Source organism: Streptomyces changchenzhani (assembly GCF_039766235.1).
In the GTDB taxonomy this organism is placed as follows: Bacteria; Actinomycetota; Actinomycetes; order Streptomycetales; family Streptomycetaceae; genus Streptomyces.
Genome location: NZ_JBDHNH010000003.1, coordinates 491,476 through 514,367 on the forward strand (window position 1 = coordinate 491,476; position 22,892 = coordinate 514,367).

19 protein-coding genes and 6 pseudogenes are annotated in these 22,892 nt (G+C 69.1%); 14 read left to right on the plus strand and 11 right to left on the minus strand.

The genetic code is table 11. From position 1 onward, the window contains the following. Window positions 1-166: 166 nt before the first annotated feature. Together ABCR94_RS13490 and ABCR94_RS13495 are read left to right on the plus strand one after the other, a co-directional pair. Window positions 167-700 carry a hypothetical protein gene (locus tag ABCR94_RS13490; RefSeq protein WP_347119491.1) on the plus strand — a complete coding sequence of 178 codons (534 nt, stop codon included), beginning with the start codon at window positions 167-169 and terminating at the stop codon, window positions 698-700. 29 nt (window positions 701-729) lie between these two features. Then, complete coding sequence (locus ABCR94_RS13495) at window positions 730-3,717, plus strand: tetratricopeptide repeat protein (protein WP_347119492.1); 2,988 nt, start codon at window positions 730-732, stop codon at window positions 3,715-3,717. A 571-nt stretch (window positions 3,718-4,288) separates the two neighbouring features. Here ABCR94_RS13495 and ABCR94_RS13500 read toward each other — a convergent pair. After that, window positions 4,289-4,471 (minus strand): hypothetical protein, encoded by a 183-nt coding sequence (locus tag ABCR94_RS13500; protein WP_347119645.1) that lies wholly within the window; start codon window positions 4,469-4,471, stop codon window positions 4,289-4,291. A 136-nt stretch (window positions 4,472-4,607) separates the two neighbouring features. Here ABCR94_RS13500 and ABCR94_RS13505 point away from each other — a divergent pair, with 136 nt between their 5' ends. From ABCR94_RS13505 to ABCR94_RS13520, 4 genes and pseudogenes are all read left to right on the plus strand, one after another. Beyond that, on the plus strand, window positions 4,608-5,396 hold the full coding sequence (locus ABCR94_RS13505) for a transposase (RefSeq protein WP_347119493.1): 789 nt from the start codon (window positions 4,608-4,610) through the stop codon (window positions 5,394-5,396). Between the two features lie 47 nt (window positions 5,397-5,443). Then, the gene (locus tag ABCR94_RS13510) at window positions 5,444-6,211 is read left to right on the plus strand and encodes a transposase (RefSeq protein ID WP_347119495.1); all 768 of its coding nucleotides are present in this window, start codon (window positions 5,444-5,446) and stop codon (window positions 6,209-6,211) included. A gap of 61 nt (window positions 6,212-6,272) precedes the next feature. After that, window positions 6,273-6,455 carry a hypothetical protein gene (locus ABCR94_RS13515; protein WP_347119647.1) on the plus strand — a complete coding sequence of 61 codons (183 nt, stop codon included), beginning with the start codon at window positions 6,273-6,275 and terminating at the stop codon, window positions 6,453-6,455. After that, window positions 6,431-6,541 (plus strand): annotated as a pseudogene (locus ABCR94_RS13520) (acetamidase/formamidase family protein); the annotation flags it as partial. The gene ABCR94_RS13515 and the pseudogene ABCR94_RS13520, both read left to right, overlap by 25 nt. A gap of 28 nt (window positions 6,542-6,569) precedes the next feature. On the opposite strand, the gene ABCR94_RS13525 reads toward ABCR94_RS13520, so the two are convergent. Then, a complete protein-coding gene (locus tag ABCR94_RS13525; protein ID WP_347119496.1) occupies window positions 6,570-7,007 on the minus strand; it encodes a cupin domain-containing protein in 438 nt (145 codons plus the stop codon). Window positions 7,008-7,199: 192 nt separating this feature from the next. On the opposite strand from ABCR94_RS13525, the pseudogene ABCR94_RS13530 reads away from it, so the two are divergent. Together ABCR94_RS13530 and ABCR94_RS13535 are read left to right on the plus strand one after the other, a co-directional pair. After that, window positions 7,200-7,877 (plus strand): annotated as a pseudogene (locus tag ABCR94_RS13530) (IS3 family transposase); the annotation flags it as partial. A 289-nt stretch (window positions 7,878-8,166) separates the two neighbouring features. Beyond that, window positions 8,167-9,108: an IS5 family transposase gene (locus tag ABCR94_RS13535; RefSeq protein ID WP_347119407.1), complete on the plus strand. Its 942-nt coding sequence runs from the start codon at window positions 8,167-8,169 to the stop codon at window positions 9,106-9,108. Here ABCR94_RS13535 and ABCR94_RS13540 read toward each other — a convergent pair. Together ABCR94_RS13540 and ABCR94_RS13545 are read right to left on the minus strand one after the other, a co-directional pair. Continuing rightward, a complete protein-coding gene (locus ABCR94_RS13540) occupies window positions 9,068-9,616 on the minus strand; it encodes a hypothetical protein (RefSeq protein WP_347119408.1) in 549 nt (182 codons plus the stop codon). The two genes, ABCR94_RS13535 and ABCR94_RS13540, sit on opposite strands and share 41 nt — an antisense overlap. Before the next feature lie 168 nt (window positions 9,617-9,784). Continuing rightward, window positions 9,785-9,931 (minus strand): hypothetical protein, encoded by a 147-nt coding sequence (locus ABCR94_RS13545; RefSeq protein WP_347119497.1) that lies wholly within the window; start codon window positions 9,929-9,931, stop codon window positions 9,785-9,787. 200 nt (window positions 9,932-10,131) lie between these two features. Here ABCR94_RS13545 and ABCR94_RS13550 point away from each other — a divergent pair. Further along, window positions 10,132-11,591 (plus strand): annotated as a pseudogene (locus ABCR94_RS13550) (NF041680 family putative transposase). A gap of 375 nt (window positions 11,592-11,966) precedes the next feature. On the opposite strand, the gene ABCR94_RS13555 reads toward ABCR94_RS13550, so the two are convergent. Beyond that, window positions 11,967-12,488 carry a hypothetical protein gene (locus tag ABCR94_RS13555; RefSeq protein WP_347119498.1) on the minus strand — a complete coding sequence of 174 codons (522 nt, stop codon included), beginning with the start codon at window positions 12,486-12,488 and terminating at the stop codon, window positions 11,967-11,969. Between the two features lie 344 nt (window positions 12,489-12,832). Between ABCR94_RS13555 and ABCR94_RS13560 the strand changes: the two genes are divergently transcribed. Then, complete coding sequence (locus ABCR94_RS13560) at window positions 12,833-13,099, plus strand: hypothetical protein (protein WP_347119499.1); 267 nt, start codon at window positions 12,833-12,835, stop codon at window positions 13,097-13,099. A 357-nt stretch (window positions 13,100-13,456) separates the two neighbouring features. Further along, window positions 13,457-14,125 (plus strand): hypothetical protein, encoded by a 669-nt coding sequence (locus ABCR94_RS13565; RefSeq protein ID WP_347119500.1) that lies wholly within the window; start codon window positions 13,457-13,459, stop codon window positions 14,123-14,125. Window positions 14,126-14,326: 201 nt separating this feature from the next. Here ABCR94_RS13565 and ABCR94_RS13570 read toward each other — a convergent pair whose 3' ends face one another. Then, a complete protein-coding gene (locus ABCR94_RS13570; RefSeq protein ID WP_347119501.1) occupies window positions 14,327-15,622 on the minus strand; it encodes a transposase in 1,296 nt (431 codons plus the stop codon). Window positions 15,623-15,754: 132 nt separating this feature from the next. On the opposite strand from ABCR94_RS13570, the pseudogene ABCR94_RS13575 reads away from it, so the two are divergent. Then, window positions 15,755-16,876, plus strand: a pseudogene (locus tag ABCR94_RS13575) (IS630 family transposase). Window positions 16,877-16,897: 21 nt separating this feature from the next. On the opposite strand, the gene ABCR94_RS13580 reads toward ABCR94_RS13575, so the two are convergent. Further along, window positions 16,898-17,662: an alpha/beta fold hydrolase gene (locus ABCR94_RS13580; protein WP_347119502.1), complete on the minus strand. Its 765-nt coding sequence runs from the start codon at window positions 17,660-17,662 to the stop codon at window positions 16,898-16,900. A gap of 80 nt (window positions 17,663-17,742) precedes the next feature. On the opposite strand from ABCR94_RS13580, the gene ABCR94_RS13585 reads away from it, so the two are divergent. Beyond that, a complete protein-coding gene (locus ABCR94_RS13585) occupies window positions 17,743-18,225 on the plus strand; it encodes a hypothetical protein (RefSeq protein ID WP_347119503.1) in 483 nt (160 codons plus the stop codon). On the opposite strand, the gene ABCR94_RS13590 is transcribed toward ABCR94_RS13585, so the two are convergent. Next, window positions 18,222-18,617: a hypothetical protein gene (locus ABCR94_RS13590; protein WP_347119504.1), complete on the minus strand. Its 396-nt coding sequence runs from the start codon at window positions 18,615-18,617 to the stop codon at window positions 18,222-18,224. The genes ABCR94_RS13585 and ABCR94_RS13590 overlap by 4 nt on opposite strands. 206 nt (window positions 18,618-18,823) lie before the next feature. Between ABCR94_RS13590 and ABCR94_RS13595 the strand changes: the two are divergent. Next, window positions 18,824-19,066 (plus strand): annotated as a pseudogene (locus tag ABCR94_RS13595) (PNPOx family protein); the annotation flags it as partial. A gap of 81 nt (window positions 19,067-19,147) precedes the next feature. On the opposite strand, the gene ABCR94_RS13600 reads toward ABCR94_RS13595, so the two are convergent. From ABCR94_RS13600 to ABCR94_RS13610, 3 genes and pseudogenes are all read right to left on the minus strand, one after another. Beyond that, window positions 19,148-19,678, minus strand: a complete 531-nt coding sequence (locus ABCR94_RS13600) for a hypothetical protein (RefSeq protein ID WP_347119505.1) — start codon at window positions 19,676-19,678, stop codon at window positions 19,148-19,150. A 612-nt stretch (window positions 19,679-20,290) separates the two neighbouring features. Next, window positions 20,291-21,219, minus strand: a pseudogene (locus tag ABCR94_RS13605) (IS3 family transposase); the annotation flags it as partial. Window positions 21,220-21,471: 252 nt separating this feature from the next. Further along, window positions 21,472-22,860 (minus strand): hypothetical protein, encoded by a 1,389-nt coding sequence (locus ABCR94_RS13610; RefSeq protein ID WP_347119506.1) that lies wholly within the window; start codon window positions 22,858-22,860, stop codon window positions 21,472-21,474. Window positions 22,861-22,892 lie beyond the last annotated feature (32 nt).

The window sequence follows — 22,892 nt, forward strand, 5'->3', positions numbered from 1 at the left end:
CCGGATCGTCCGGTGACCGGTATTGCGCCGAGGAAGTTCCGAGCGTGAGCGTCGGTCGCTGTCTGTCGCCATTTCGCGGTTTGCGTGCGGGCGGGGCCCCTATGGTGTGCCGGGCACGGTGGTCGAGGGGGGCTGCCGTTCGGCCGAATCTGTGAGGGGGCAAACGGTGTTGGAGGAGTTGACCGCCTTGGCGGCGGTCGGTGGGGCCGCGGTGGTCCAGGCCGCAGGTACCGACGTGTGGCACGGAGTGCGGCGGCGGGTGGCGGTTCTCGTCGGCCACGGTGACACGGCGCGCGAGGACGTCGAACTGCGGCGCCTGGACGAGACCGGCACAGTTCTCGGCCCGGACGCCGCAGGGGACCGGGCCGTGGAGCGGATGCGCCAGGAGTCGCTGTGGCAGGGGCGGTTCGAGGCGCTGCTGGATGGACTCGACCCCTCCGGGCAGGAGCGGGCCGCCGGGCGGCTGCGCGAGCTGGCGGCATTCGTCGCCGCCCGCGCCGGGGACACGGCTGAAAGGACAGGCGACGCCACTGCCGACGCCGGCGGGACGGCGGTCAGCGGGGTGCGCCGCAGCGGCACCGCGGCCGCTGGTTCGGCGCGGGCGGTCGACACCGGGAACGCCGAGGCCGACGGCCCGGGCTCCACGGCCGTCAGCGGCGTCCAGATTCAGCAGACGCGGGCGCCGCACTGCTCCGGTTGATCAACGGCGGCCGAGAGGGGGAAGTGGTCGTGGCCAAACGGCGCGAGAAGAAGAGCCGCCCGGCAGCGGACCCGGGAGGCATCCCGGCGGGGCAGGGGACCCGGGACGGCGGCGGCAGCAGGTGGCAGGCCGGGCCGGCGGCGGAGATCGTGTGGCAGGAGGCCGGCCACACCGGACACGCCACAGCGAAAGACGGCGGGACGGCTGTCAGCGGCATCTACAACCACTATGCAACGGTGCACCTGCCCGTCGGAGCCGTGCGGAAGCCGGCCGAGGTCGACGCTCCCGCCACAGTCGGCAATCTGCCGTACCGGCCCGAGTCGTTCGTCGGACGCGAGCGGGAACTGGATCAGCTGGACAGCGCGCTCCGCACACCGGGGGCGGCGTGGGTGCAGGTGGTGCACGGGCTGGGCGGGATCGGGAAGAGCGCGCTGGCCGCGCACTGGGCTGCCACCCGCCCGCACGGCCATGCCCCCGTCCGGTGGATCGTCGCCGACTGTCCGGCCGGAGTCCAGCAGGGCCTCGCCTCGTTCGCCGTCGCCCTCCAGCCCGTCCTCGGCACCGTTCTGACGCAGGAGGGCCTGGCCGAGTACGCGATGGAGTGGCTGGCCACCCATCCGGGCTGGCTGCTCGTCCTGGACAACGTCGACGACCCCGATCACATCGCCGATCTGATCGGGAAACTCCCCGGCGGCCGGTTCCTGATCACGAGCCGGCGGTCCCACGTCTGGACCGGCGCCGCCACCCCGGTGCGGCTGGATACCCCGGACCCGGCGGAGTCCCTCGACCTGTTCACCCGCAGAGTCACCCAGGCCGGGCCCCGCGATCTGGGAGGCGCCGCCGAACTCTGCGAGGAGCTCGGCCACCTCCCGCTGGCCGTCGACCAGGCCGGTACCTTCCTGGGCCGCAACCCGTTGCTCACACTTCGTGGCTACCTGGAGATGCTCGCTGTCGCGGACTCCGCGGAGGTGTACGGCCGCGCGGAGTCGCCCACCCAGGCCCTGCTCACGATTTCCAAAGTCTGGCGCGTGACCCTGGACCGGTTGCACGCCCTCCACCCCGTGACGACCGACATGCTGCGCACCTTGGCCTGGTACGCGCCCGAACGTATCCCCGCCGCCCTGGCGGGCGCGGACGCCGACCCGGCCGCCCGCGCCACGGCGCTGGACCTGCTCAACGACTACAGCATGATCACCCTCGACCCCGCGACGGGCACCCTGGCCGTCCACCGTCTCGTCCAGGCCCTGGCCCGCACACCCGACGAAGGAGACCCCCACCGCACCCCCGATCTCATCGACCGGGCTCGCCGCCTGGCCGCCGGCAACCTCGGCCGTACCTGCCCCGCCGACTGTGACGATCCCGCGACGTGGCCGGCCTGGCGTGCCCTGCTCCCGCATTTCGACGCCCTCGTCAGCCGCGCGCCCGCGGACACGGACACCGCCGAAACCGTCGATGTCATCGGCCAGACCGCCCTGTTCCTGCGCAGCCAGGGCCTGATCGTCGATGCCCTGCCGCGTCTGCGACGCGCCCTCGACGGCAGCGAGAGGGTCCTGGGCGCGGACCACCCCGACACCCTCGGGGTGCGCAACAGCCTTGCGGTGGCCTACGAGTCGGCCGGCGAACTGCACCGGGCCGTCCCCCTCCTGGAGCAGGTCCACAAGGACGCGGTGCGTGTGCTGGGGAAACAGCACGCCTTCACCCTCGTCTCCCGCAACAACCTCGCCAGCGCCTACCGGTCGGCCGGTGACCTGCGCCGGGCCATCCCGCTCATCAGGCAGGCTCTGGAAGACCAGTTACGGAGCCAGGGCGAGGACCACCCCGACACCGCGCTGTTGCGTAGCAACCTGGCGTACGCGTACGAGTCGATCGGCGACTTGGGCCGGGCCGTTCCTCTGTTGGAACTGACCCTGAGAGACCGAGTGCGGGTGCTGGGCAAAAAGCACCCCGACACCCTGACCTCCCGCAACAGCCTCGCCTACATCTACCGGGCCGTCGGCGACACGGCCCGAGCCATCCCGTTGTTCGAGCGGACCCTCAAGGACCGGGTGCGCGTCCTGGGCAAGGACCACCCCGACGTCCTCAGCACCCGCAGCGACCTCGCCACCGCCCATTCCGAAGCCGGCGACCAGCGCCGCGCGATCCCGCTGTTCGAGCGGACCCTGGAGGACCGGACCCGGGTCCTGGGCACCGACCACCCACACACCCTCGCCTCCCGCAACAACCTGGCCAACGCCTGGCTGGCCGCAGGTGACATCCACCGGGCCCTCCTCCTGCACGAGCAGGCCCATGCGGACACCGAACGGGTGCTGGGCAAGGACCACCCCGTCACCCTGACCACACGCCACACCCTGGCCGACGCCTGCCAGGCGGCCGGCGATCTTCGCCGTGCCTTCGCCCTGCTGGACCAGACACTCAAGGACAGGGTCAGGGTGCTGGGCAAGAGGCATCCCGACACCCTGACCACCCGCAACCGCCTCGCCGACGCTTGCCGGGAGGCCGGCGACGCACGCCGGGCCCTGTTTCTGCTGACGCAGACGGTGAAGGACCGGATCCAGGTGTCGGGCAGGGACCACCCGTACACCCTGACCGCGCGCAACGACCTCGCTCTCGCCTACCAGACCGTCGGCGACCTGCGCCGGGCCGTCCCGCTGCACGAACAGGCCCTCGCCGACACCGAACGCGTGCTGGGCAAGGCACACCCCAGCACGCTGACCTCCCGTAACAACCTCGCCAACGCCTACCAGGCCGCCGGCGATCCGCAGCGAGCCGTCCAACTTCTGGAGCAGTGCGCGAAGGACCTGGTGAAGGTGGTCGGCAAAGACCATCCCAACCTCCTGCGCTGCAACAGCAACCTCGCCACCGCGTACCAGTCCACCGGCGAGCTGCGCCGGGCGATTGCGCTGTTCGAGCAGACTCTGGGGAAGGCCCGGAAACTGCTGGGTGAGGAGCACCCGACCACCGCCTGGGTCCGCGAGAATCTCGCGGTCGCGAGAGCCGCACGCGAGCCGGGGACCTGAGCGGTGCGGTCGCCGCCGCGGACCACGGCCGCATCGCGGCGGGATCACCTGGACCCGTCGGCGTCCTCGAAGCCGTGGAGCGGTGGTGTCGCGCCGCGCGTCGCGTGGATCAGCCAGAGGGCCGCTGTCAGACAGAGCAGGGAGATGCCGCCGGGCCGGAGGGGGACCGTGCGGGTGCCGGACCACCGGGCATGGAGGCCGTCTCCTTCGTCGGCTCCACGCCGATCGCCAAGTACGTGCACGAGCAGGGGACTTCGCACGGCAAGCGGGCAGCCAGACCTCCGCCCTCGACTCCACCCAGACCGCCTACGAGACATACGCAGCCCGCAAGCGCAACGACTCTTGCCGACTGGCCGGTCGGACGTACGTGGTCTCACGCGAGTCCGACCCCGCGCAATCGAAGGCCGCAGCCGCCTGGTCACCGCTACGCCCGCCGCCTGGGCGGCCCCCGCCAGGCCGGCTGGAAGACCGGCCTGGCCCTGGGCGTCACCAAGAGCGTGCGCATCGCTGAGCGCGACGTCTCCCACAAAGCCCTCTCCCACACCGTGCTGCACACGGTCCGCCGCTTCTGTCACTCCGCCGACCGTACCCTCACCCGCACGACCCCGCAGGCGGTGACCTGCGCCCGTTCGTCGACCTCATCGACCAACAGGGCGCAGAAGCCGTCCTGGCCGCGGTCGACCAGCTCACCTCTGAGCTTGACTCTGTCGGGGATCTTGAAGATCCCCGGCGGGGCAGCATGATCAACGGGCATGCTCGGCTCTGTTCAAGAACCGATGAGGTTGTCGAGGTGCCCGTTGTCGCTCCACGCCCGTTCTGGTGAGCAAGTCCCTTCTCTGACCGTGCAGATGGCGCGGGCGAGCAACCTGGGCGGTACCACGGCGATGTGGGTGAGAGATCACCTGGGCGGGCTGTGGCGTGACGAGGACTTCGCCGACTGGTACCCGCGCGACGGCCGCCCGGGGCTCTCGCCCGCCCAGTTGGCCACCGTCTGTGTGCTGCAGTTCCTGCTCGGTCTGTCGGACCGGCAGGCGGCCGAGGCGGTTCGCTGCCGCATCGATTTCAAGTACGCGATGGCCATGGAACTGGACGATCCTGGCTTCCACCACAGCGTGCTGACCGACTTCCGCGAGCGTCTCACCGAGGGCGGCCGGGCCGACCGTCTCCTCGACCTCGCGCTCGCACGCCTGAAGGAGGCCGGTCTCGTCCGCGAGCGCACCACCCAGCGCACGGACTCCACCCACGTCCTGGCCGCGGTGCGCGACCTGACCCGGCTGGAACTGGTCACCGAGGCCGTCCGCGCCGCGCTGGAAGAGCTGTCCGGCACAGCCCCGCACCTGCTGTCCGGCCTGGTCGACGAGGAGTGGGGGCGCCGCTACGGCCGTCCGGTCCGTCTGGGCAAGAACCTCACCCGCCCCAAGACCAGGATCCTTGCCACAGGCGGCGACGCCGTCCGGCTGCTGGAGCACGTCGGGGAGCATGGGGCGGATCGCCTGTCCGGTCCCCGGATCCAGGCCCTGCGGCAGATCATGGTGCAGAACTACTACCGCGACGGGGCCGGCCGCCTGCGCTGGCGCACCGCCGAGGACGGCGGGCTGCGCCCTCGGCCGCCGCAGTCGTCTCGCCCTACGACCCGACGGCCCGCTACGCGCGCCGCGGACATGTCACCCGTTGGATAGGGTTCGTCGCACACCTCACCGAGACCTGTGATCCCGACGGCGTCAACGTGATCACGGATGTGGCCACCACCGATGCCACCAGCTACGACGCGAAGGCTCTGCCCGGCATCCACACCCGGCTGAAGCGCCGCGGGCTGCTGCCCGCCGAGCACCTGGTCGACGGCGGCTACACCTCCCTGATCCATCTGGAACGGGCAGCCCGCGAACACCAGGTCGCGGTCACCGGACCGCTGCCGGTCAACTCCACCCGCCAGCACCGCAAGAACGACGGCTTCGGCCGCGACGACTTCCACATCGACTTCGACCGCCAGCAGGTGACCTGCCCGCAGGGCGAGACCAGCAGGGGATGGCACGGCCCCTATCCGACCTCCTCACCCACCGCGGCACCCCTGATCGTGGCACGGTTCACCAAGAGCCAGTGCCGCCCCTGCCCGGTCCGCACCCGCTGCACGACCACCGCCGACAGCGCCCGAACCGTGGGCTTTCCCCCGCGAGAACTCCGCGATCTGCAACTCCGAGTCCGCGCCGAGCAACAGACACCCGAATGGCGGGCCCGCTATGCGGTCCGCTCCGGGGTGGAAGGCACCATCAACGAGCTCGCTCACGGGCACGGCATGCGCCGCTGCCGCTACCGGGGACAGCAGAAAGCCCACCTACAGCACGTGTTCACAGCTATCGCCGCGAACCTCGAGCGCCTCAGCCGACGGCCGCCGACCGGAGAAGCACCCCCGTCCCGGCCGCCGACCGCCTTCCAAAACTTCCTGGACCAGCACGGGATCCCCCGGCCGAGGTCTTGGCGGTCCGCCAGAGACTGAGCAGACGACACCAAGATCCCCGACAGAGTGAAGCTCAGTAGCAGGCCGAGCGGGAAGAAGGATGCTGTCGGCCCTGGCCGTGCCCATCTCCCGGCACACCGCCCTGCGCATCCTGCTCCGGTTTCCACGCCGGGCGGACGAGGGCGTCGAATCGGTCAAGGCGGCCACGGACGTCTGCGCTCCTGCCGACAGCGAGGTCACTGCGGTGAACGAGGCGCATGCGCCACGAACTACACGTGCGTAGCTAAGGTCCGCAAGGAGTGGCTGCCGTCCGGTGAACCGCACCGGGGCCTCCACGCGCATCTGCGGGAGACGGCCGCGAGTCTGTAGGGGGCGCGCGGCCCGGGTCGCTGAAGCGTCACGCGCAACAGCAGCAGTAGCAGTAGCACATGACAGCGCCGAAGCGCCCGGTCTCGAACGAGTACGAGACTCCGGCGGGGATGAACATCCAGTCGCCAGTGGTCAGCTCCTGACCTTTGTAGGTGATCGATCCGCTCGCGATGAAGCGGATTCCGTCCCCCTCGTCATGAGAGTGCGTGGATGACTTGGCACCGGGTTCGGCGACGGTGATGAAGAGGTGCGACGGCTTGTTCAAGTAGACGGGGAGCTGCCACTTGTGGAACCCGGCAGGAGCGTTGTCGACGGTGAGCGCCTTGACTGCCTCTTCGACGTTTTCATCACGGGATGTAACGATTCGCCCGTCGGTGCGGAGGCCGGCATCCTTCACGGCCTGCTGAATGCGCTCCGTGCACTGTTCGAAACTCTTCCTGTTCGGATCAAATTTCGTCTTCGCCATGATTCCTCCTGAAATGCGATGGTCTTTACGGGAATCATCTCTACCCGCAGAAAATCAGGGGAAATCCGCCATTCGGGTACTGGCGACGTCATGAACGTGGCGACTATGGGGCTCGGGTGAAGGTGAGATGACCCCCGTGGTGTGGACACACCTGAGAATGGATCTTGACGGTCCGGGAAGGTGTAGGTCTCCATGGCAAGGCCCTCGAAGTACAGTGCGGAGTTTCGGTCCGACGCGATCGCGTTGTGGCGGGCGTCGGCCGGCAGGCGGACGTATCGGGACGTCGCTACCGATCTGAACGCCGAGGCCTTCGCCGTTCAGCGGATATGCCGTGTGCTCCAGGTCTCCCGCTCGGGCTACTACCGGTGGCTCGCCGGCACCGAGGCGCGCGACGCCCGCCGGGCCGACGACGAAGCCCTGGTCGCCGAGATCCGCGAGATCCACACCGGACACCACCAGAACTACGGCGCCCTGCGCGTCCACGCCGAACTGCGCGGCTTCGGGCACACGGTCAACCGCAAGCGCGTCGCGCGGCTGATGCGTGAAAACGGCATCGTCGGCCGTCACCTGCGCAGGAAGCAGCGCACCACCGTCCCCGATCCACTCGCGCCGCCCGCCCCGGACCTGGTCCAGCGTGACTTCACCGCCCGCCGGCTGGATGAGAAGTGTTGCGGCGACATCACCTACGTGCAGGTCGGCGCCTCGTGGTATGTCGCGAGCGTCATCGACATCTGCTCGCGCCGGGTGGTCGGCTGGTCGATGGCCCCGCACATGAAAGCCGAGCTCGTCATCGACGCCCTGCGGGCCGCGGTTGCCGCGCGGGGCGGTGACGTGACCGGGGTGGTCTTCCACGCGGACTGCGGATCGCAAGGCGGATTCAAGTGGTCGTCGCAACACCTCCATCGTGGAGGAGCGGGTTGTGGCACATGGAAGAGCGCGTGCGGCCATTCAGGCCGGTCGTCCGCCGCTGCGGTCGCCGGGGCGTCCCCCGGTCAACCGGCGTGCGGAGAAGCAGCGGTTCTGGCGGAGGATCGCTGACTGGCTGTTGCTCATTCGGCCGTGATGCTTGACGGTCGAACGGGAGTGCCAGCCGGATCCACCTTCGCGTGATCATTTAGCGGTCCGCGCATGAAAGCAGGGCCTCCTGCACAGCTCGGGGATGTCGAAGTCCAACGAGCAGGAGGAGACCCTGGTGCTCCAGTCTGTCGCGCCCGCCGCCGCGACGTCCAACTCCGGCGTGTCGCGGTGCGATTGCCTGGCTCACCGATTCGGGAACGCCGGCGACCACCCTGACCGGGCAGCGCGCTATCCATCCGATACGACCGACACCGAATGGGCGATCGTGCGCGCGGCCATGCCGGTCCCGGCCTGGCTGGAGAGCCGGCGCGGACGCCCGGAGTCCTACTGCCACCGCCAGATGCTCGACGCCGTCTTCTACCTCCTGGACGGCGGCATCAAGTGGCGTGCGATGCCTCTCGACTTCCCGCCCTGGGACCGCGTCTACGCCTTCTTCCGCCGCTGGCGGGACCGCGGATGGACCATCGAACTGCACGACCGGCTGCGCGCGCAGGTACGCGAGGACGCCGGCCGCGACCCCGAGCCGACCGCCGCCATCATCGATTCGCAGACCATCCGCTCCACCCCCACCATCCCGGTGGCCACCTCCGGCTACGACGGCAACAAGAAGACGGTCGGCCGCAAACGCCACCTGCTGACCGACACCATCGGCATGCTGCTGGCCGTCACCGTCACCCGCGCCGATGTCGGGGACCGCGACGCCGGCCAGCACCTGATCGAACGTGCCGGCGCACGCCACCACCGCATCCGGCTCATCTGGGCCGACGGCGGATACACCGGCTTCCTCGTGTCGTGGTGCGTGGCCGTACTCGGCCTGACACTTCAGATCGTCAAGCGCAGTGACGACGCGGAAGGCTTCCAGATCCTGCCGCGCCGCTGGGTAGTGGAACGCACCAACGCGTGGCTGTGCCGCACCCGCCGCCTGGGCCGCGACTACGAGCGGCGCCCCGACTCGTCCGAGGCGATGATCTACTGGTCGATGGTCATGCTGATGCGGCGCCGGCTGGCCCGTCGGCCAGGGTGAACTTCCCCGCCGAGGTCTGGGTCAGCCAGCCGCGCTCAGCCAGGCGGCGGGCCCGGGAGCGCACCACTCCCTCGATCTTCGACGGCGTCAGCTCGACGCCCATCGCCGTGGCGATCTGCCTACAGGCCATCGGCTCCTCGCTGCGGCGCCGGGCGTCGGCCAGAACGGCAAGGATGCGCTGGTAGTCCACCGCGAGCGCTCCAGGATCGGCACCAGGACTCCACGGCGGCAGGATCGATCCGGGGCGCGCGGCAACGACGGCTGCAGAGCCCGACTCGCGGCCCGCCACCGGAGCTTCCAGCTCTCCCGCCGCCTGCCCGCCAGCGTCGTCCTGATGCTGCCCGGCCAGGACCCGGCCGACCCGCTGCTGGGCGATGACCAGCTCCTGCCAGTCGGTCTCGGACTCGTGCAACTCAGCCAGCAGCCGGTCCGTCTGCTCACGCAGCACCTCCACCCGCTGCCGGGCGGCGCGTTCTTCGGCTTCCAACAGTCCCATCACCGACGGCATCGGCAGCATCCTCCCTCTCGGCAGCAACATGCTGGAAAAGTTCTGCCGCACCACCCGGGCGCCTATGCCTGACCTGCGGAAACCAGCCGGTCACACTCGAAAGAACAACAGCCAGTGAGGGCCACAGGCGCGTGCGTGTGGGTGTGGTGGGCACTGTCGGTCCACAGGTCAACGGCTCACGTCCGCGGCGTGAGCCGCGACCGCTGCGTCGTGGCGTGCCCGGAGTTCCGCGTCCGGCGATATCCGTAGCAGCACGCCCAGCGCCCGTACCGACCCGTCGTCGTAGCCGGAGGCATCCGCCTCCCGCGCCGCCACGCTATGTCGCCTCAATGGGAATTCGTTCTGGTCCGGCTATCGGAAGCCTTTGACCTGTAGGGATGCAAGATCTGAGCTTGACGTTTAACGTCGCAGGTCACCCGACCTGCTGATCTGCGGTTCTTCCTGGGACAACGAAGGCGGCGTTCTCCACGCTTCGAGATGTCGAGTCACGAAGTACGAGAGAACGGCCGCTGCGTATGAGTTTCCCCGTCACTGGGTCCGCAGGCGATGCGTTGGGCATCTTGTCCCGCTTTCGAGTTGAGTTCTACGACTGCCTGTATGCCCGCGCGGACGCGCTCTTCGAGCTCACGGATGCCGTCTTGTGCGCGGACGGTCCGGTCAAGACGCTGGTTGAACTGTCACTGACGGCTGAGCACCGCTGTGGGCACGGCGCACTGTACGCGGCTCTCGACCGGGGCTGGCTGGAGCCGGCACGGCTCCGTCGCGCTCTGGCCGGCCTGCCGCTGCCGAAGGCGGCCGACGGGCGGATCGTCCTGGCCGTCGATGTGTCGAACTGGCTGCGGCCGGACGCCCCGACCAGTGACGAGCGGCTGTTCTGTCACGTCTACGGACGGGGCGACCGCAGTTCGGACCAGTTGATTCCCGGCTGGCCGTACTCCTTCGTCGCCGCTCTGGAAGCGGGCCGCACCTCGTGGGTGGCATTGCTGGACGCGGTGCGGCTGGGTCCCGCCGACGACGCGACCGCCGTGACCGCTGCCCAGCTCCGCGAGGTCGTGGACCGGCTGCTCAAGGCTGGGCACTGGCAGCCGGGCGATCCCGAAATCCTGATCATGATGGACTCCGGCTACGACGTCGCCTACCTCTCCCACGTCCTGGCGGACCTGCCCGTCGTTCTGGTCGGACGTCTGCGCTCGGGCCGCGTCATGCTCCGCGACTCGGGCCCCGCCCGCTCTGGTCCCAAGGGCGGGCGGCCACGCCGGCACGGAAGCGTGCTCACCTTCGCCCAGCCCGACACCTGGCACCAGCCCGAGGTCACCACCGAGACGGACACCACCCACTACGGCAAAGCCCAGGCGACGGCCTGGGACCGGATGCACCCCCGACTCGGCCACCGCGGTCCCTGGCTGGAGCACGCAGAGGAGGAACTGCCCGTCCTGCACGGCACGTTGATCCGCCTCGAGTCGAGTACCTGCCGGGCAACCGCGCCCCTAAACCGGTCTGACTATGGTGCTCGACAACCGCCGCTACCAGCACGGACGTGAACCGCTGGTGGCAGGCGTTCCTCCGCAGATTCGATCTTGATCTTGAGCACACCTTCAGGCTGATGAAGCAGACACTCGGCTGGACCACCCCAAAGATCCGCCACGCGGACACCGCCGACCTCTGGACCTGGCTGATCATCGCCACCCACACCCAGATCCGCCTCGCGCGTCCCCTCGCCGAGGACCTACGCCGCCCCTGGGAACGGCCCGCCGAACCTCGCCGGCTTACCCCTGCCCGCGTGCGACGAGGGTTTCGCAACGTCCGCGCCGCCACCATCAGCCCAGCGGCCGCACCGAAACCGTCCCGCCCCGGCTCAGGCCGCCCCACCGGATCGAAGAACAGCAGGCCAGCACCCCGATACGAGCCCGGAAAGACCGTAAAACGGATCGAAACCCTCACCGAACACCGCAGGGCAAAACAGGAGGTTCGTTAAATTTCAAGCTGAGAGACGGACACATCAACGGAAAACACGTCGATGGTTGCTGCTTCAGTGGAGCTGCACGAAGTGAGAGGGGCTGCAGTCTCGTTGAGGTGGCCCCTGGTGTGCCTCGGGGATCACCTCACCCGACCCCGACCCCGACCCCGACCACGGCAGGTCAGCGCGCTGTGGGTCGAGCGGCACTCGGACGGCGACCCTCGGCCGCGGCGGGGCACGGTCACCTGTCGGCCGCCCGAGGCCGGCTCAGATCCTTGTGATGGTGCGCCTCGGTGCCGGTACGGCTTCCCCCGCCGGCCTGGGGCGCCGTCTCATTCCCGGTCGAAAATCCCCGCGGGTAGCAACCCCGGCTCGCCGAGGTGACGCCGGGCGCTACAGGTCGATGACGGCCCAGAGGCGGCGTCCGTCGGGCGCGGTGTCGGTGCCGCAGCTGGAGACGATGGAAATGCCCGCCAGTTCCTTGAGGATCGTGTCACCGACAGGATCGTGTCCGGCGACCAGGTCTGGCTGGTGGGACAGGGCGAGGATGCATGCCTGGGTGCCCTGGTCGGAGAGGTGAATGCTGATGCGTCGGCCGCCGTCGTTGAGGATCGAACCGACGACCGTCGTGATGACGTGGGCGGCCTTGTCTGCATCCGGCCGGTGGCCCCACTCGTGGAGCTGCGTCAGGACGCGGCGCCTCGCCGTGGCCGTGGTCCACGGGTAGTTGTCCATGCAGAGATTGAGCCCGCGCCGGTTGGCCATGGCCACGCCGCGGCGGGCGGTCCCCACCAACTCGCCCGGCACGACGCTCGGCTCCGGGGCCGGCGGGCTCGGGGGCTTCCTCGGCGGCGGCGGGGTCCTCGGCGGATAGTCCGGCCGGTGATCGGTGTCAGCGTCCGTACGCGGTGCCATGGGCCCTTCCCCTCCCGGTGGTGCAGCGGCCCGGGGCCGCCCGACGTTTCAGCGTAGGCCCGGCCACGGCGCCCGGGGAGTGCTTCGACGCGAGTGCACCCGTCCGGGCTGGGGCTTGGAACATCGGTGTTGAATCGCGCGTCTGTACGCTCCGTTACCGACCTGCCGGTGACACCCCAATATCTTCGGCACTGGCAGACGTGAGCTGCTGCTACAAGGCCCTGGAACTACACGCCAGGAACCGTTGCAGTACTAGTGTCCTGCGCCAGTAGTTGATCGTTAGTTGTTGTGTTACTTCTGCTGCTGGTGCGTCAGTTCCTCGTCGGGGCCCGAAGCTGGGGCCGTTGCTGCTCTCTGATGAGGAGCGGGCGGTGTTGGAGCGGTGGACGCGTCGGGCGACGTCGGCTCAGGCGCTGGCCCTGCGCGCACGGATTGTGTTGGCGTGCGCGGGGCCGGAGGTGCCGCCGATCGTGGCGGTCGCCCGGGATCTGCGGGTGACCGCGGACACGGTCCGCAAGTTGAGGCTCGCAGTCCCCAGGCCGTCCGTACTGGTGCACTCTCCGGGGTCCAGCCCCATCGCGGTGTTCAGCGCGGGCCCGCGCCATGGCTGACTCCCCGAAGGATTGGGACAGAGGCCGCGACAGATGACGGCCTTTAGCCATGGCCGGGCACGGATGTTGTCTGCCCTGACTTCGCCACCGCCATTAACATCGAGAATTCGGCGCCCGGCATCCCCCGCCAGATGCCCGCCCTCACTCCGCTCGAGCGCTGAGCCGCACCAAGTCCCCATTGTTACCGACTGGTTGGAAGAGAGTCGGTTGCGCAATCAACTACAGCTTTGCCAGTTCTTGGTGTAGATCGGCCGTCGTTTACGTGAGTCTCGTTGGCACCAGGCGGTGACTGCAAGCCCTCCGGTACCAGAGCGCGCATTGCGGTCGCCGTCCCCCCACGCACGGCGAGAGGCACCAATGCTGACGAAAAACCGCGTAGGCGGCCGCATGATGGCGCTGGCGGCGACCACGCTAGGACTGGTCGCGGCGACGGCCCTGCCGGCCGCGGCCGAGGACCAGCCCACCCGCGAGCAGTTGATAGCCGACTGCGCCTCCGGAGAGGGCAAGTGCACCTTCAACTCCCCTGAGATCGGAGAGGCGTACCTCGGAGAATCCCGCCAGGTCTCCGACCTGCTCTACAACTGCACCACCTCGCCCGCCTCCCAATCGATGAGCTGGGCCGACACGGTGGGCTCCTCCCACTCGTTCGGGACTTCGGTGACCGTCGGCGGGGGCATCGAGGGCATCATCACCGCCAGCGTGACCGCGACGTACAATTACACCTGGCAGAGCTCGCACACGGAGACCAGCGCCTTCACCGAGACCGTGCAGCCCGGGGAAGTGGGCTGGATCTCCCGCGCCCAGCTGATGCAGAAGATCTCCGGCACCTGGCAGACCCACTACGACGACCCGAAGTGGGGCCACTACTACTGGTTCACGGACGATGTGATCACGGGCCCGGCCACGAACGGCACGGACGGAAAGCACAGCGCGGTCCTGGTCAAGTCCCGCAAGATGACCGACGCCGAGAAGAAGTCCTGCTCCGCCGGCTCCACCAAGGGCAAGGTGTTCGTGCGCAGCAGCTGATCAAGGAGACACCGCGAGGCGGACGCGCCGGCCGGCTCGCCGCCCCGCAGGGTACCTCGTGCCCATCCGGTCCTGATCCGCCGGACAGGACCTAGGGCCAATGCCGTGACTCTGTTGGCGATCTTGTGAGGGTCAGCCGGTGGCGGTGCAGAGGGCGTGGAAGTGGCTGGGTGCCCGCCGAGGGCGGGCTGGGTCGGCGATTCAGTCGGCGATGCGGGTGACGTTGCAGGCCAGGCCGGTTAGTACGTGCTGGACGTGCGTTTTCGGCAGGCCTCGGTAGTGGGTTCGGCGCAGGCCGCAGGTGCGGACGTTCTGGGAGAGGGTGGCTTCGATGCCGGCGCGGGTCGCGTAGCGCCGCTGCCAGTCCTGGGTGTGCTGGTCCAGGCGGTTGCGCTGCTGGATCTCGTGCAGTTCACGGGTGGGCAGCAGTGCGAGCGAGCGCGGACCGCTGACGGCGTTGGTGCACAGCGGGCGGACGGGGCAGGCCAGGCAGGTGGCCTTGTCGAACTTGACCTGGATGTAGTCGTGGCCGCTGCCGGCACCGCTTTTGGCCTGGTGGCTGTGGTCGGGCACGACCGGGCCGAGCAGGGTGATGCCGTGCACCCGCTGGGCGCGTTCGATCCGCGCCGGGCTGATGCAGGCGGCGTCGACCGCGTGCTCGGCCGGGGTCAAGTTGATCGCCGCGAGGTCGTCGTGGACCTGGTCGGTGAGTTCGCCGTCCTGGACCCGGGCGATCGTGGTGGCCACGTGTACGACCACCTCCGGCAGTTCTGACGTGCAGGTTTCGGTCAAGTGGGTGCGGTAGCCGGACCAGGCGGTGTCCCGTTTGCCGCAGTAGTGCGCGTCGGTGTCGTACGGGGAGTCGAACCGCAGCGACGCCGGCGGCAATGCGTGGCCGTCACGCCAGCGCAGCCGCCCGCGAGGATCCCAGTAGTAGTGGTGCACCCAGACCTGGCGCAGGACCTCCACCTGCGCCAACGCCCGCAGCCGGGGCGGGGCGTCGGCCGTCCACGCGGCGGCCAGGACCTTCTGCCCGTCCCGGCCGAAGGCCTCCGCCAGGGCAGTGACCCCGGCCTTCCCGCCAGGGACCTTGCCGATCTCGACCTTCCGCCCGTAGCGCTTGTCCCACTCCGGTTCGACCAGAGCGAGCAGCCGGTCCGGGGCGGCCTGGGCGAGCTGTTCCAGTGTGGCCCGAAGGCTCTCGCCGACCAGCTCCAGCCGACTCAGCGTGCGCACTGCCGCGAGCACGTGGGTGGCATCCGTGCGCTGTCGGCCACCGGATTTGAGCAGTCCGGCCTCGGTCAACCGGTGCAGCATCACCTGCAGCAACCGGTCCGCCGCGTCGCCCTGGGCCAGCCGGGCCCGGAACTCGCACAGTACCGAGTGGTCAAAGCCGGGATCGTCCAGTTCCAGGCCCAGAGCGTACTTCCAGTCGATCCTGGTACGGACCGCGTTCGCGGCCGCGCGGTAGGACAGGTTCTCCGCGAACTGCAGCACGACACCAGCGCCAACTGCCCCGGCGACAGCCCCGGCCGCCCGTCCTTGGGGTACAGGTCCGCGAACTCCTCGTCCTCGAACACCACATCCAGTGGATGTAAGGCCACATCCGGTCTGGCAGATGGAGGCGCGGTGGCAGAGCCCGTCCGAGTACGCAGACTGACCGATCAGGAGGGGCGGCAGCTGCAGCAGATCGTGAGGCGGGGCAGTACCAGTACGGTGCGCTACCGGCGGGCGATGATGCTCCTGGCCTCAGCTGGCGGGAACCCGTGTGCCGGTGATCGCCCAACTCGTCCAGGCGGACGAGGACACCGTTCGCGACGTGATCCACCGATTCAACGAGATCGGGCTCGGCTGCCTGGACCCTCGGTGGGCGGGAGGTCGTCCCCGCCTGCTCAGCGATGACGACGAGGACTTCGTCATCCAGACGGCCACCACCCGCCCCACCAAGTTCGGCAAGCCCTTCACGCGCTGGTCGATCAGGAAACTCGCCGACCACCTGCGGCGCAACGTCGCCCGCCCGATACGGATCGGCCGCGAGGCCCTGCGCTGTCTGCTGGCCCGCCGCAAGATCACCTTTCAGCGCACGAAGACGTGGAAGGATTCCACCGACCCCGACCGCGACGCCAAACTCGACCGGATCGAGCACGTCTTGGCCCATTTCCCCGACCGGGTCTTCGCCTTCGACGAGTTCGGACCGCTGGGTATCCGGCCGACCGGCGGGTCCTGCTGGGCCGAGCAGGGAAGGCCCAACCGTCATCCAGCGACCTACCATCGCACCCACGGAGTCACCTACTCCACGGCTGCTACTCGGTCGGCGACGACACCCTGTGGGGCGTCAACCGCCGCCACAAGGGCGCGGCCCCGTCCTTAGCTGCGCTGAAAACGATCCGGACCGCGCGTCCGGACGGCGCCCCGATCTACGTGATCTTGGACAATCTCTCCGCTCACAAGGGCAGCAAGATCCGCCAATGGGCTCGGAAGAACAAGGTCGAGCTGTGCTTCACCCCGACCAACGCCTCCTGGGCCAACCCGATCGAGGCGCACTTCGGCCCGCTGCGACAGTTCACCCTGGCCAACTCCAACCATCCGAACCACACCGTCCAGACCCGTGCATTGCACACCTACTTGCGCTGGTGCAACGCCAACACCCGCCATCCCGACGTGCTGGCCGCCCAGCGCAAGGAGCGTGCCCGCATCCGCAGCGAGAAAGGCATCCGCTGGGGCGGACGCCCCCTCCTCAACGCCGCATGACAGGACGGGCCGCGAGCAGGCTCAACCGACAGGGACTCTCTCCTTGAGAAAGCCGATCAGCAGATCGGTAACGGCCGACGGCTGCTCCAGGCTGGGTAGGTGACCTGCCCATGGCAGTTCGACGTGGTCGGCGTTCGCGAGCAGATGCGGCAGTCGGGCAGCGATCTGTCGGAAGTCCGCCAGATCATGCGCGCCGGACAGGACAAGGCAGGGCGCTTGAATTGCCGCCAGATCGACCACGGCCTCGACTGGCTCGAACTCCTCAGCGGCGGCCAGCTGCAGCTCGAAGGCGTGCCGCTGCATCTGGCGTACCGCCTCTCGGGCGGTCTCGTCGGCGTCCGGGCCGAGCCAGGTTTCGACCATCAGTTCCGTCGCGCCGACGATGTCCCCCGCCTCGATCAGCGCTTCCTCGCGCTCCCCGAGCGCACTCAGTTCGGCAGAAGGTTCATGACCGGGCAGGGCGGAACAGAGCAACCCAATGGCGCTCACCCGATCCGGCCAGCGCGCGGCGATCTCCAAGGCGACCTGCCCGCCGTACGAGGATCCCACCAGTGCCGCCTGCGCGATGCCCAGACTGTTCAGGAGGGCCAGCACATCCTCGGCGTCGCTGTGAGGCCGGTCCGGCGCTGAAGTCTCACCGAAGCCCCGAAGATCACAGCGCACCAGCCGGTAACCAGCGTCGATCAAGGCCGGCCACTGGGCATCCCACATCCGCCGGTCACACACCCCGGAATGCACCAGCACCAGCACCGGACCGTCTCCGGCAACATCATGAGAGAGCGTCATCCGGCAGACCCTACGCAGCGGCTGCTCGAAACGCCTCCCGATTTGCACCGCTACTTCCCCGCCTATCAGCCCGGCGAACCATGCCGGTCACAGCACTAGCCGTCCGGTCCGGCACCCTGATCCTGTTCGCGGAATGGTGCTGGATGCAGCCCGCCCGGCCGTCGAAGCCCGGCAAGCCGCCCGGCCCGCTCACCTCACCGGCCACCATCGACCGCCGCCTGGCCGGAGTCGTCGTCACCGGCCGCCGCCAGCACCGCCTCCCGCTCGCCGTCGACATCGCCGAAGAGGCCCACGTCCTGCTCAAGGCGAAGAAGATCGCGCTGGAGAAGTCAGACGAAGTCCGCGGCCGCGGCCCAGTCGTTGCCCTGCTCATCGGCGTTGTGTGTGCCGTCGGCCTCCTGGCCGCGCTTTGGCGGACGCTTGGGGGCCGTCGCGCGGCCGGCTGGGGCTTCGCCCTGTGCCGTACATCGCGTGCGGTGCGCGCGCAGGGCAGTGTCGCCGGGCGTACCGGGCCGTACCGGACCGTCGCGTCATCCGGTTCACGGCTACGGGACGGTTGTTAATCCTTCGAGTGGGGCCAGGGGTGGATGCTGCCCACCAGAGCGGCGGCTGCCACGAACCCGATCAGGACGAGGACGGGCATGTGACCACCGTGTGGTCTGTCCACCGTGTCGGTGTACCACCCCGCCATGACCGCCCATGCCGGAGTGGCGAAGGCAAGCAGGAGATGGGTGTAGGTCTCGCTGAGCGCGCGCATGCCGGCCCACAGGAGCAGGGGCATGAACACGCAGGACGCCAGGAGGGTCAGAAGAAATACGGGCATGCCGTTCATTGAGTCCGGGTTGGCGTCCTGCTGGCTGCGTGCCATGGCGAAACCGGCATTCATGGTGAGGTGGCAGACCGCCGTGGCGACGACGGCGACAGCAAGGGCCTTGATGCCGCGAGCGTGTCTCATAGAGGTGTCCAAGAGTCAGGGAGCGGGCCCCCGCCGGGAGGTGTCGGTGGGAGCCCGTCCAGGATGCTGTACGGCCCGGTGGGCCGTGGTGGTCGTACTGCTCAGCGAAGGCCGCGCTCCAAGGTGTCGGCGTAGAGCCGGGCGCCCGCGATCTTCGGGCGGAAGGACATCGACGGCGGTGGGGCGGACCGCCGACCGGGACTCGGCTGTCGCAGCTGACCGCCGTGGGAAAGCCGCCGGCCAGTGCGCTGGTGCTGAGGATCGAGTAGGTCTACCCGCACTGCCCCAAGTCGCTGCTGCGCAGCGGGGCCTGGAAGCCGGAGCAGTGGCTGCCGACGGACGCCCAGCCGGCCTCGGCCGAGGTGACGCTGACCCAACTGCGGATGCCGGAGCTGACGATCGCCGACATCGAGCAGGCGGAGGCGGACTCGCTGGAGTACCGGTACGAGTCACGGGCCGAACTGCGAGTGAACACCAACCAGCCGACCTCCCAGGCCAGCACGCCCCAAGATCAATCGCGGGTCAGCCCGTTACAGCTGGTCCCCAATGCTGGCTGGTTTCGGAGGATGCGTCCCGCCACCGTCCTTGATGTCCGTCTCGCAGGTTGGTCCGTCGTAGGACTGGTCATTGGGGATCAATAGCACTCCGGCAACCTGCTCAGGGTGCTCGACGGTGAGCCAGCGGTCGCCCGTGAGGTCACAGTCCGGCCCGGGCCACGCCTGGGACGAAGACACCGTCTGACACATCAACGCCACGCGCTTCTTGTCGACCGCGCAGGCATCCACTGCAGGGCCGGATCTCTCGTCGGCGCTGTCGAAGCGGTAGTGGAAGTGGACCTGGTCGCCGTCGGAGGGCACCTGTGGGTGGGGCTCAAGGCGCCAGTCAACGACCTTGGCGGTGACGCCGAGAGGCTGCCCAGATGTGTCCTCGACCTGCACCCTGACACCGGCCTTACCGCGCTCGGCCGTCGTGTCGGCGCAGCCCCAGGTGGAAGAGCAGCCGGACAGGGCGAGAATCACCAGAGCCAACGGGGCACCGGCAAGTACCCGTGCGGGGAACACTGAGATGACCTCCGGTCGGGGTGGGGCGGAGCAGTGTATCCCGGGGCCTGGCAGCTGCGGGTGATGGCGACGAGCGCCTGCGGCGGCGAAGCCGAAGCGCAGAGGAGCCCCGTCAACTGGGCGCGTACGGCGGTGACGCTACAGCTGAATGGCCGGACGACGCGCAGTACCGCCGGCCTGAAGACAAGGAGAATGCCCGTGAGTGGATCCCGACGGCGCCCCAAGAAGCCCCACGACCCAGCGCCCTTCTTCGACCTACGCCGGCCGCGGTAGCCGTCAGGGACAGTACCCGGCAGGGAACCTTGCTGAGCGTCACGTGCAGGCCCCCGACCCGCCGCGGCCGTCTGGGTCCTGCGCTGACAAGCTGCACGCCGTACGTCCGGTGCCTCGCACCGGTGAGAGGGCGCAACTGTCCCACTGGGCCGAGGCGCGAGCAGACGAACTGCACACCGGCCCAGGGCCGTCCGCACTGCTGTCGGGTCCTCAGCGCACAGCACTCGCCACCGAGCAGCGTCCGCCCGTCCTTCGCCGCTGCCGCGGACGCGTCAGATATACCCGGCTCGCCATAGGTCTCGAAGGCTATGGCCCTAGCCGGGTGAAGTGGGCCTGGGCGAACGCGGCCGAGGTGTATTGCGATCCGCAGTCCGCGTGGAAGATCACTCCGGTGACGTTGCCGCCGCGAGTCGCGACCGCGGCCTGGAGTGCGTCGATGACGAGCTCGGCCCGCATGTGCGGGGCCATCGACCAGCCGAGCACTCGGCGCGACCGGATATCGATGACGCAAGCGAGGTAGAGCCACGCGGCTCCGACCTGCACGTATGTGATGTCGCCGCCCCACTTCTCGTCCAGCATGCCGGTGAAGTCCCGCTGGAGCAGGTCCGCCACCGGCGGCGCGAGGCGGTCCGGGATCGTGGTGCGCTTCTTCTTCCGCAGGTGGCGGCCGACGATGCCGTGCTTGCGCATCAGCCTTGCCACGCGCTTGCGGTTGACCGTGTGGCCGAAGCCGCGCAGTTCGGCATGGACTCGAAGCGCGCCGTAGCTCCCGCGGTGTTCGGCATGGATTTCGCGGATCTCCCCGACCAGGGCATCCTCCTCGAACTGCCGCCCTGCCCGCGCCTCGGCGCCGGCGATCCACCGGTAGTAGCCCGAGCGGGAGACCTCCAGCACCCGGCATATCCGCTTGATGCCGAACATCTCGGCATGGGCGGAGACGAAGTCCCAAGCGGCGGTCTTCACTTCATCTCCCGGGCGAAATAGGCCGCTGCCCGGCGCAGAATCTCCCGCTCCAGCTGCCATTCCTTCTCCGCCTTGGCCAGCCGCGCGTTCTCCGCCCGCAGCCGGGCCAACTCGGCCTCGGTGTCCTGCGTCGCGCCGACGGCGACTGGACGACCGTCAGGATCCGGCACCCAGGTCCGCAGCGTGTCGGGGTTGACGTTCAGATCAGCTGCGATGTCCTTGAACGTTCGCCTGCCGGCCGAAGCCCGCCACAACGCGATCGCGTCGGACCGGAACTCCGCACTGTACTTCGAGGGCCTTGCCACGCAGATCTACACCTTCCAGGATCAACAAGATCCATTGTCAGGTGTGTCCACACCACGGGGATCACCTCACTCCTTCGAATGCCGCTTGCCCTGTTTGTTGCTCACCTGGTTCTACTTCCTCTGGAACCTCACGTCCCAGTCTCCAGGTGTCCAGGTCCACGGGGAAGCTTCACCCTGTTTTCTACGTGCAGCTATCGGCGAACCAGCCCGCCCACCCGAGAGCTGTGGATCAGTTTGTTCACAGGCGCTGAGCTACGCCGCCGTGCAGTCCACCTTGACCGGGGCCGCGGCGGCGTGCCGGTTGCCGGAGGTCTTGCCGCGGTTGTCGAGCACGACGGAGACCTTGCCCGTGCTCGCCGGGAAGGTACCGGCGGAGACCCACTGGCCCAGGTGTGCGGGCTGGTTGATCTCGAAGGTGCCGATCTCGGTGCTCGACTTGGGGACGAATGCGCGGTGCACGGTGTAGCGGGCCGGGTTGCCGCCGACGTAACCGATGTCCTTGACGTTCGGAATGTAGACCGAAACCTTGCAACTGCCCTTCGTCACCGACCCGGTGTAGAACTTCCACTGGGCGAAGCCATTGGACTTCGAGGTGCTGTCCGAGAGCGGCACGCTGTAGTAGAAGCCGCTGCAACCGTTGGACTGCATGCTGCCGCGGCTGCCGCGCCAGCCGTTGCTGCCGTCCCTGTACTGCTCGGAGGTGGCGAAGCCGGCGGTGTCGCAGCCGGGGCCTATGAGGTGTTGGAACGTGACCGGGGCAGCCTGCCTGTTCTGGTTGCCGGCGGGCTTGTCGGCAGGGGACTTGTCGGCCGGGACACCGGGGTTGGCGGGCACGCCGTTCTTCTGGGCCGGAACGGTCTTTCCATCCTTGCCGGTCCCCAGCCCTGCCGTGCTCCCGGTCTTGGCCATGACCTCCTTGCCGGTGGCAGAGCCGCCCTCGTGGACGCCGCCGGCCTGGCCGGTATTGCGCTTCGCGTTCGCCCCGCCGCCACCCGGCTTGGGTATGTTCTCGCCGGGGGCGTTCTGCTGGCCGGGCACGAGGCCGGGCCCCGAACCGTCAGGCCCCATCCGGCTGCCCCCGGGCCCCTGCGCGGACGTGGGGATGGTCTGGTCGTCCGACCCGGACAGCCCGGAGATCAGGAACGGTACGCCGACCAGGATCAGCCCACCGGCCACCGCCGCCGCGATCATGGGCTTGCCGGGGCGGCCCAGGGGCAGTCCGACGGTGCGGCGGGGAGAGGCGGTGGCTGTGGCGGTGGCCGCCGTGGCCGTGGCGGCAGCAGTGGTCGTGGTCGAAGCGGAGGAAGCGGAGGCGGTGGTGCCCGCCGTCGACTCCGCCGACTCCTCCTCCTCGGCAGCGCTCGCCGTGGTGGCCGGGACCGCGGTCGTGGTGGCTGTGGTGGCCGAGGCAGCGGGCGGGGAAGCGACGGGAGCGGTGGCCTCGCCGGTGGACGGGGACGAAGACGAAACAGTGGGCTTCGGCGACTTCGCTCCCTCAGCCTCCGCCTCAGCCGACTTCTCCGGGAACAGGCCGGACGTCGGCTCCTCGGCCAGCACGGCAACTGCCGTCGCACGGGGGACCGATGAGCCCAAGGCGCCGGACGTTGCTCCGGTCGTGGCGGCTGACTCGCTGGTGGCCATGACGTGCCTCTCTGAGGGGAACAGGGGGAAGA

Bases quoted from the DNA above. Each gene is read 5' to 3' on its own strand.
- ABCR94_RS13500 (WP_347119645.1), bottom strand. From the start codon at position 4,471: ATGCCCGTTGATCATGCTGCCCCGCCGGGGATCTTCAAGATCCCCGAC.
- ABCR94_RS13515 (WP_347119647.1), top strand. From the start codon at position 6,273: ATGCTGTCGGCCCTGGCCGTGCCCATCTCCCGGCACACCGCCCTGCGC.
- ABCR94_RS13525 (WP_347119496.1), bottom strand. From the start codon at position 7,007: ATGGCGAAGACGAAATTTGATCCGAACAGGAAGAGTTTCGAACAGTGC.
- ABCR94_RS13535 (WP_347119407.1), top strand. From the start codon at position 8,167: ATGTCGAAGTCCAACGAGCAGGAGGAGACCCTGGTGCTCCAGTCTGTC.
- ABCR94_RS13540 (WP_347119408.1), bottom strand. From the start codon at position 9,616: ATGCCGTCGGTGATGGGACTGTTGGAAGCCGAAGAACGCGCCGCCCGG.
- ABCR94_RS13555 (WP_347119498.1), bottom strand. From the start codon at position 12,488: ATGGCACCGCGTACGGACGCTGACACCGATCACCGGCCGGACTATCCG.
- ABCR94_RS13565 (WP_347119500.1), top strand. From the start codon at position 13,457: ATGCTGACGAAAAACCGCGTAGGCGGCCGCATGATGGCGCTGGCGGCG.
- ABCR94_RS13580 (WP_347119502.1), bottom strand. From the start codon at position 17,662: ATGACGCTCTCTCATGATGTTGCCGGAGACGGTCCGGTGCTGGTGCTG.
- ABCR94_RS13585 (WP_347119503.1), top strand. From the start codon at position 17,743: ATGCCGGTCACAGCACTAGCCGTCCGGTCCGGCACCCTGATCCTGTTC.
- ABCR94_RS13590 (WP_347119504.1), bottom strand. From the start codon at position 18,617: ATGAGACACGCTCGCGGCATCAAGGCCCTTGCTGTCGCCGTCGTCGCC.
- ABCR94_RS13610 (WP_347119506.1), bottom strand. From the start codon at position 22,860: ATGGCCACCAGCGAGTCAGCCGCCACGACCGGAGCAACGTCCGGCGCC.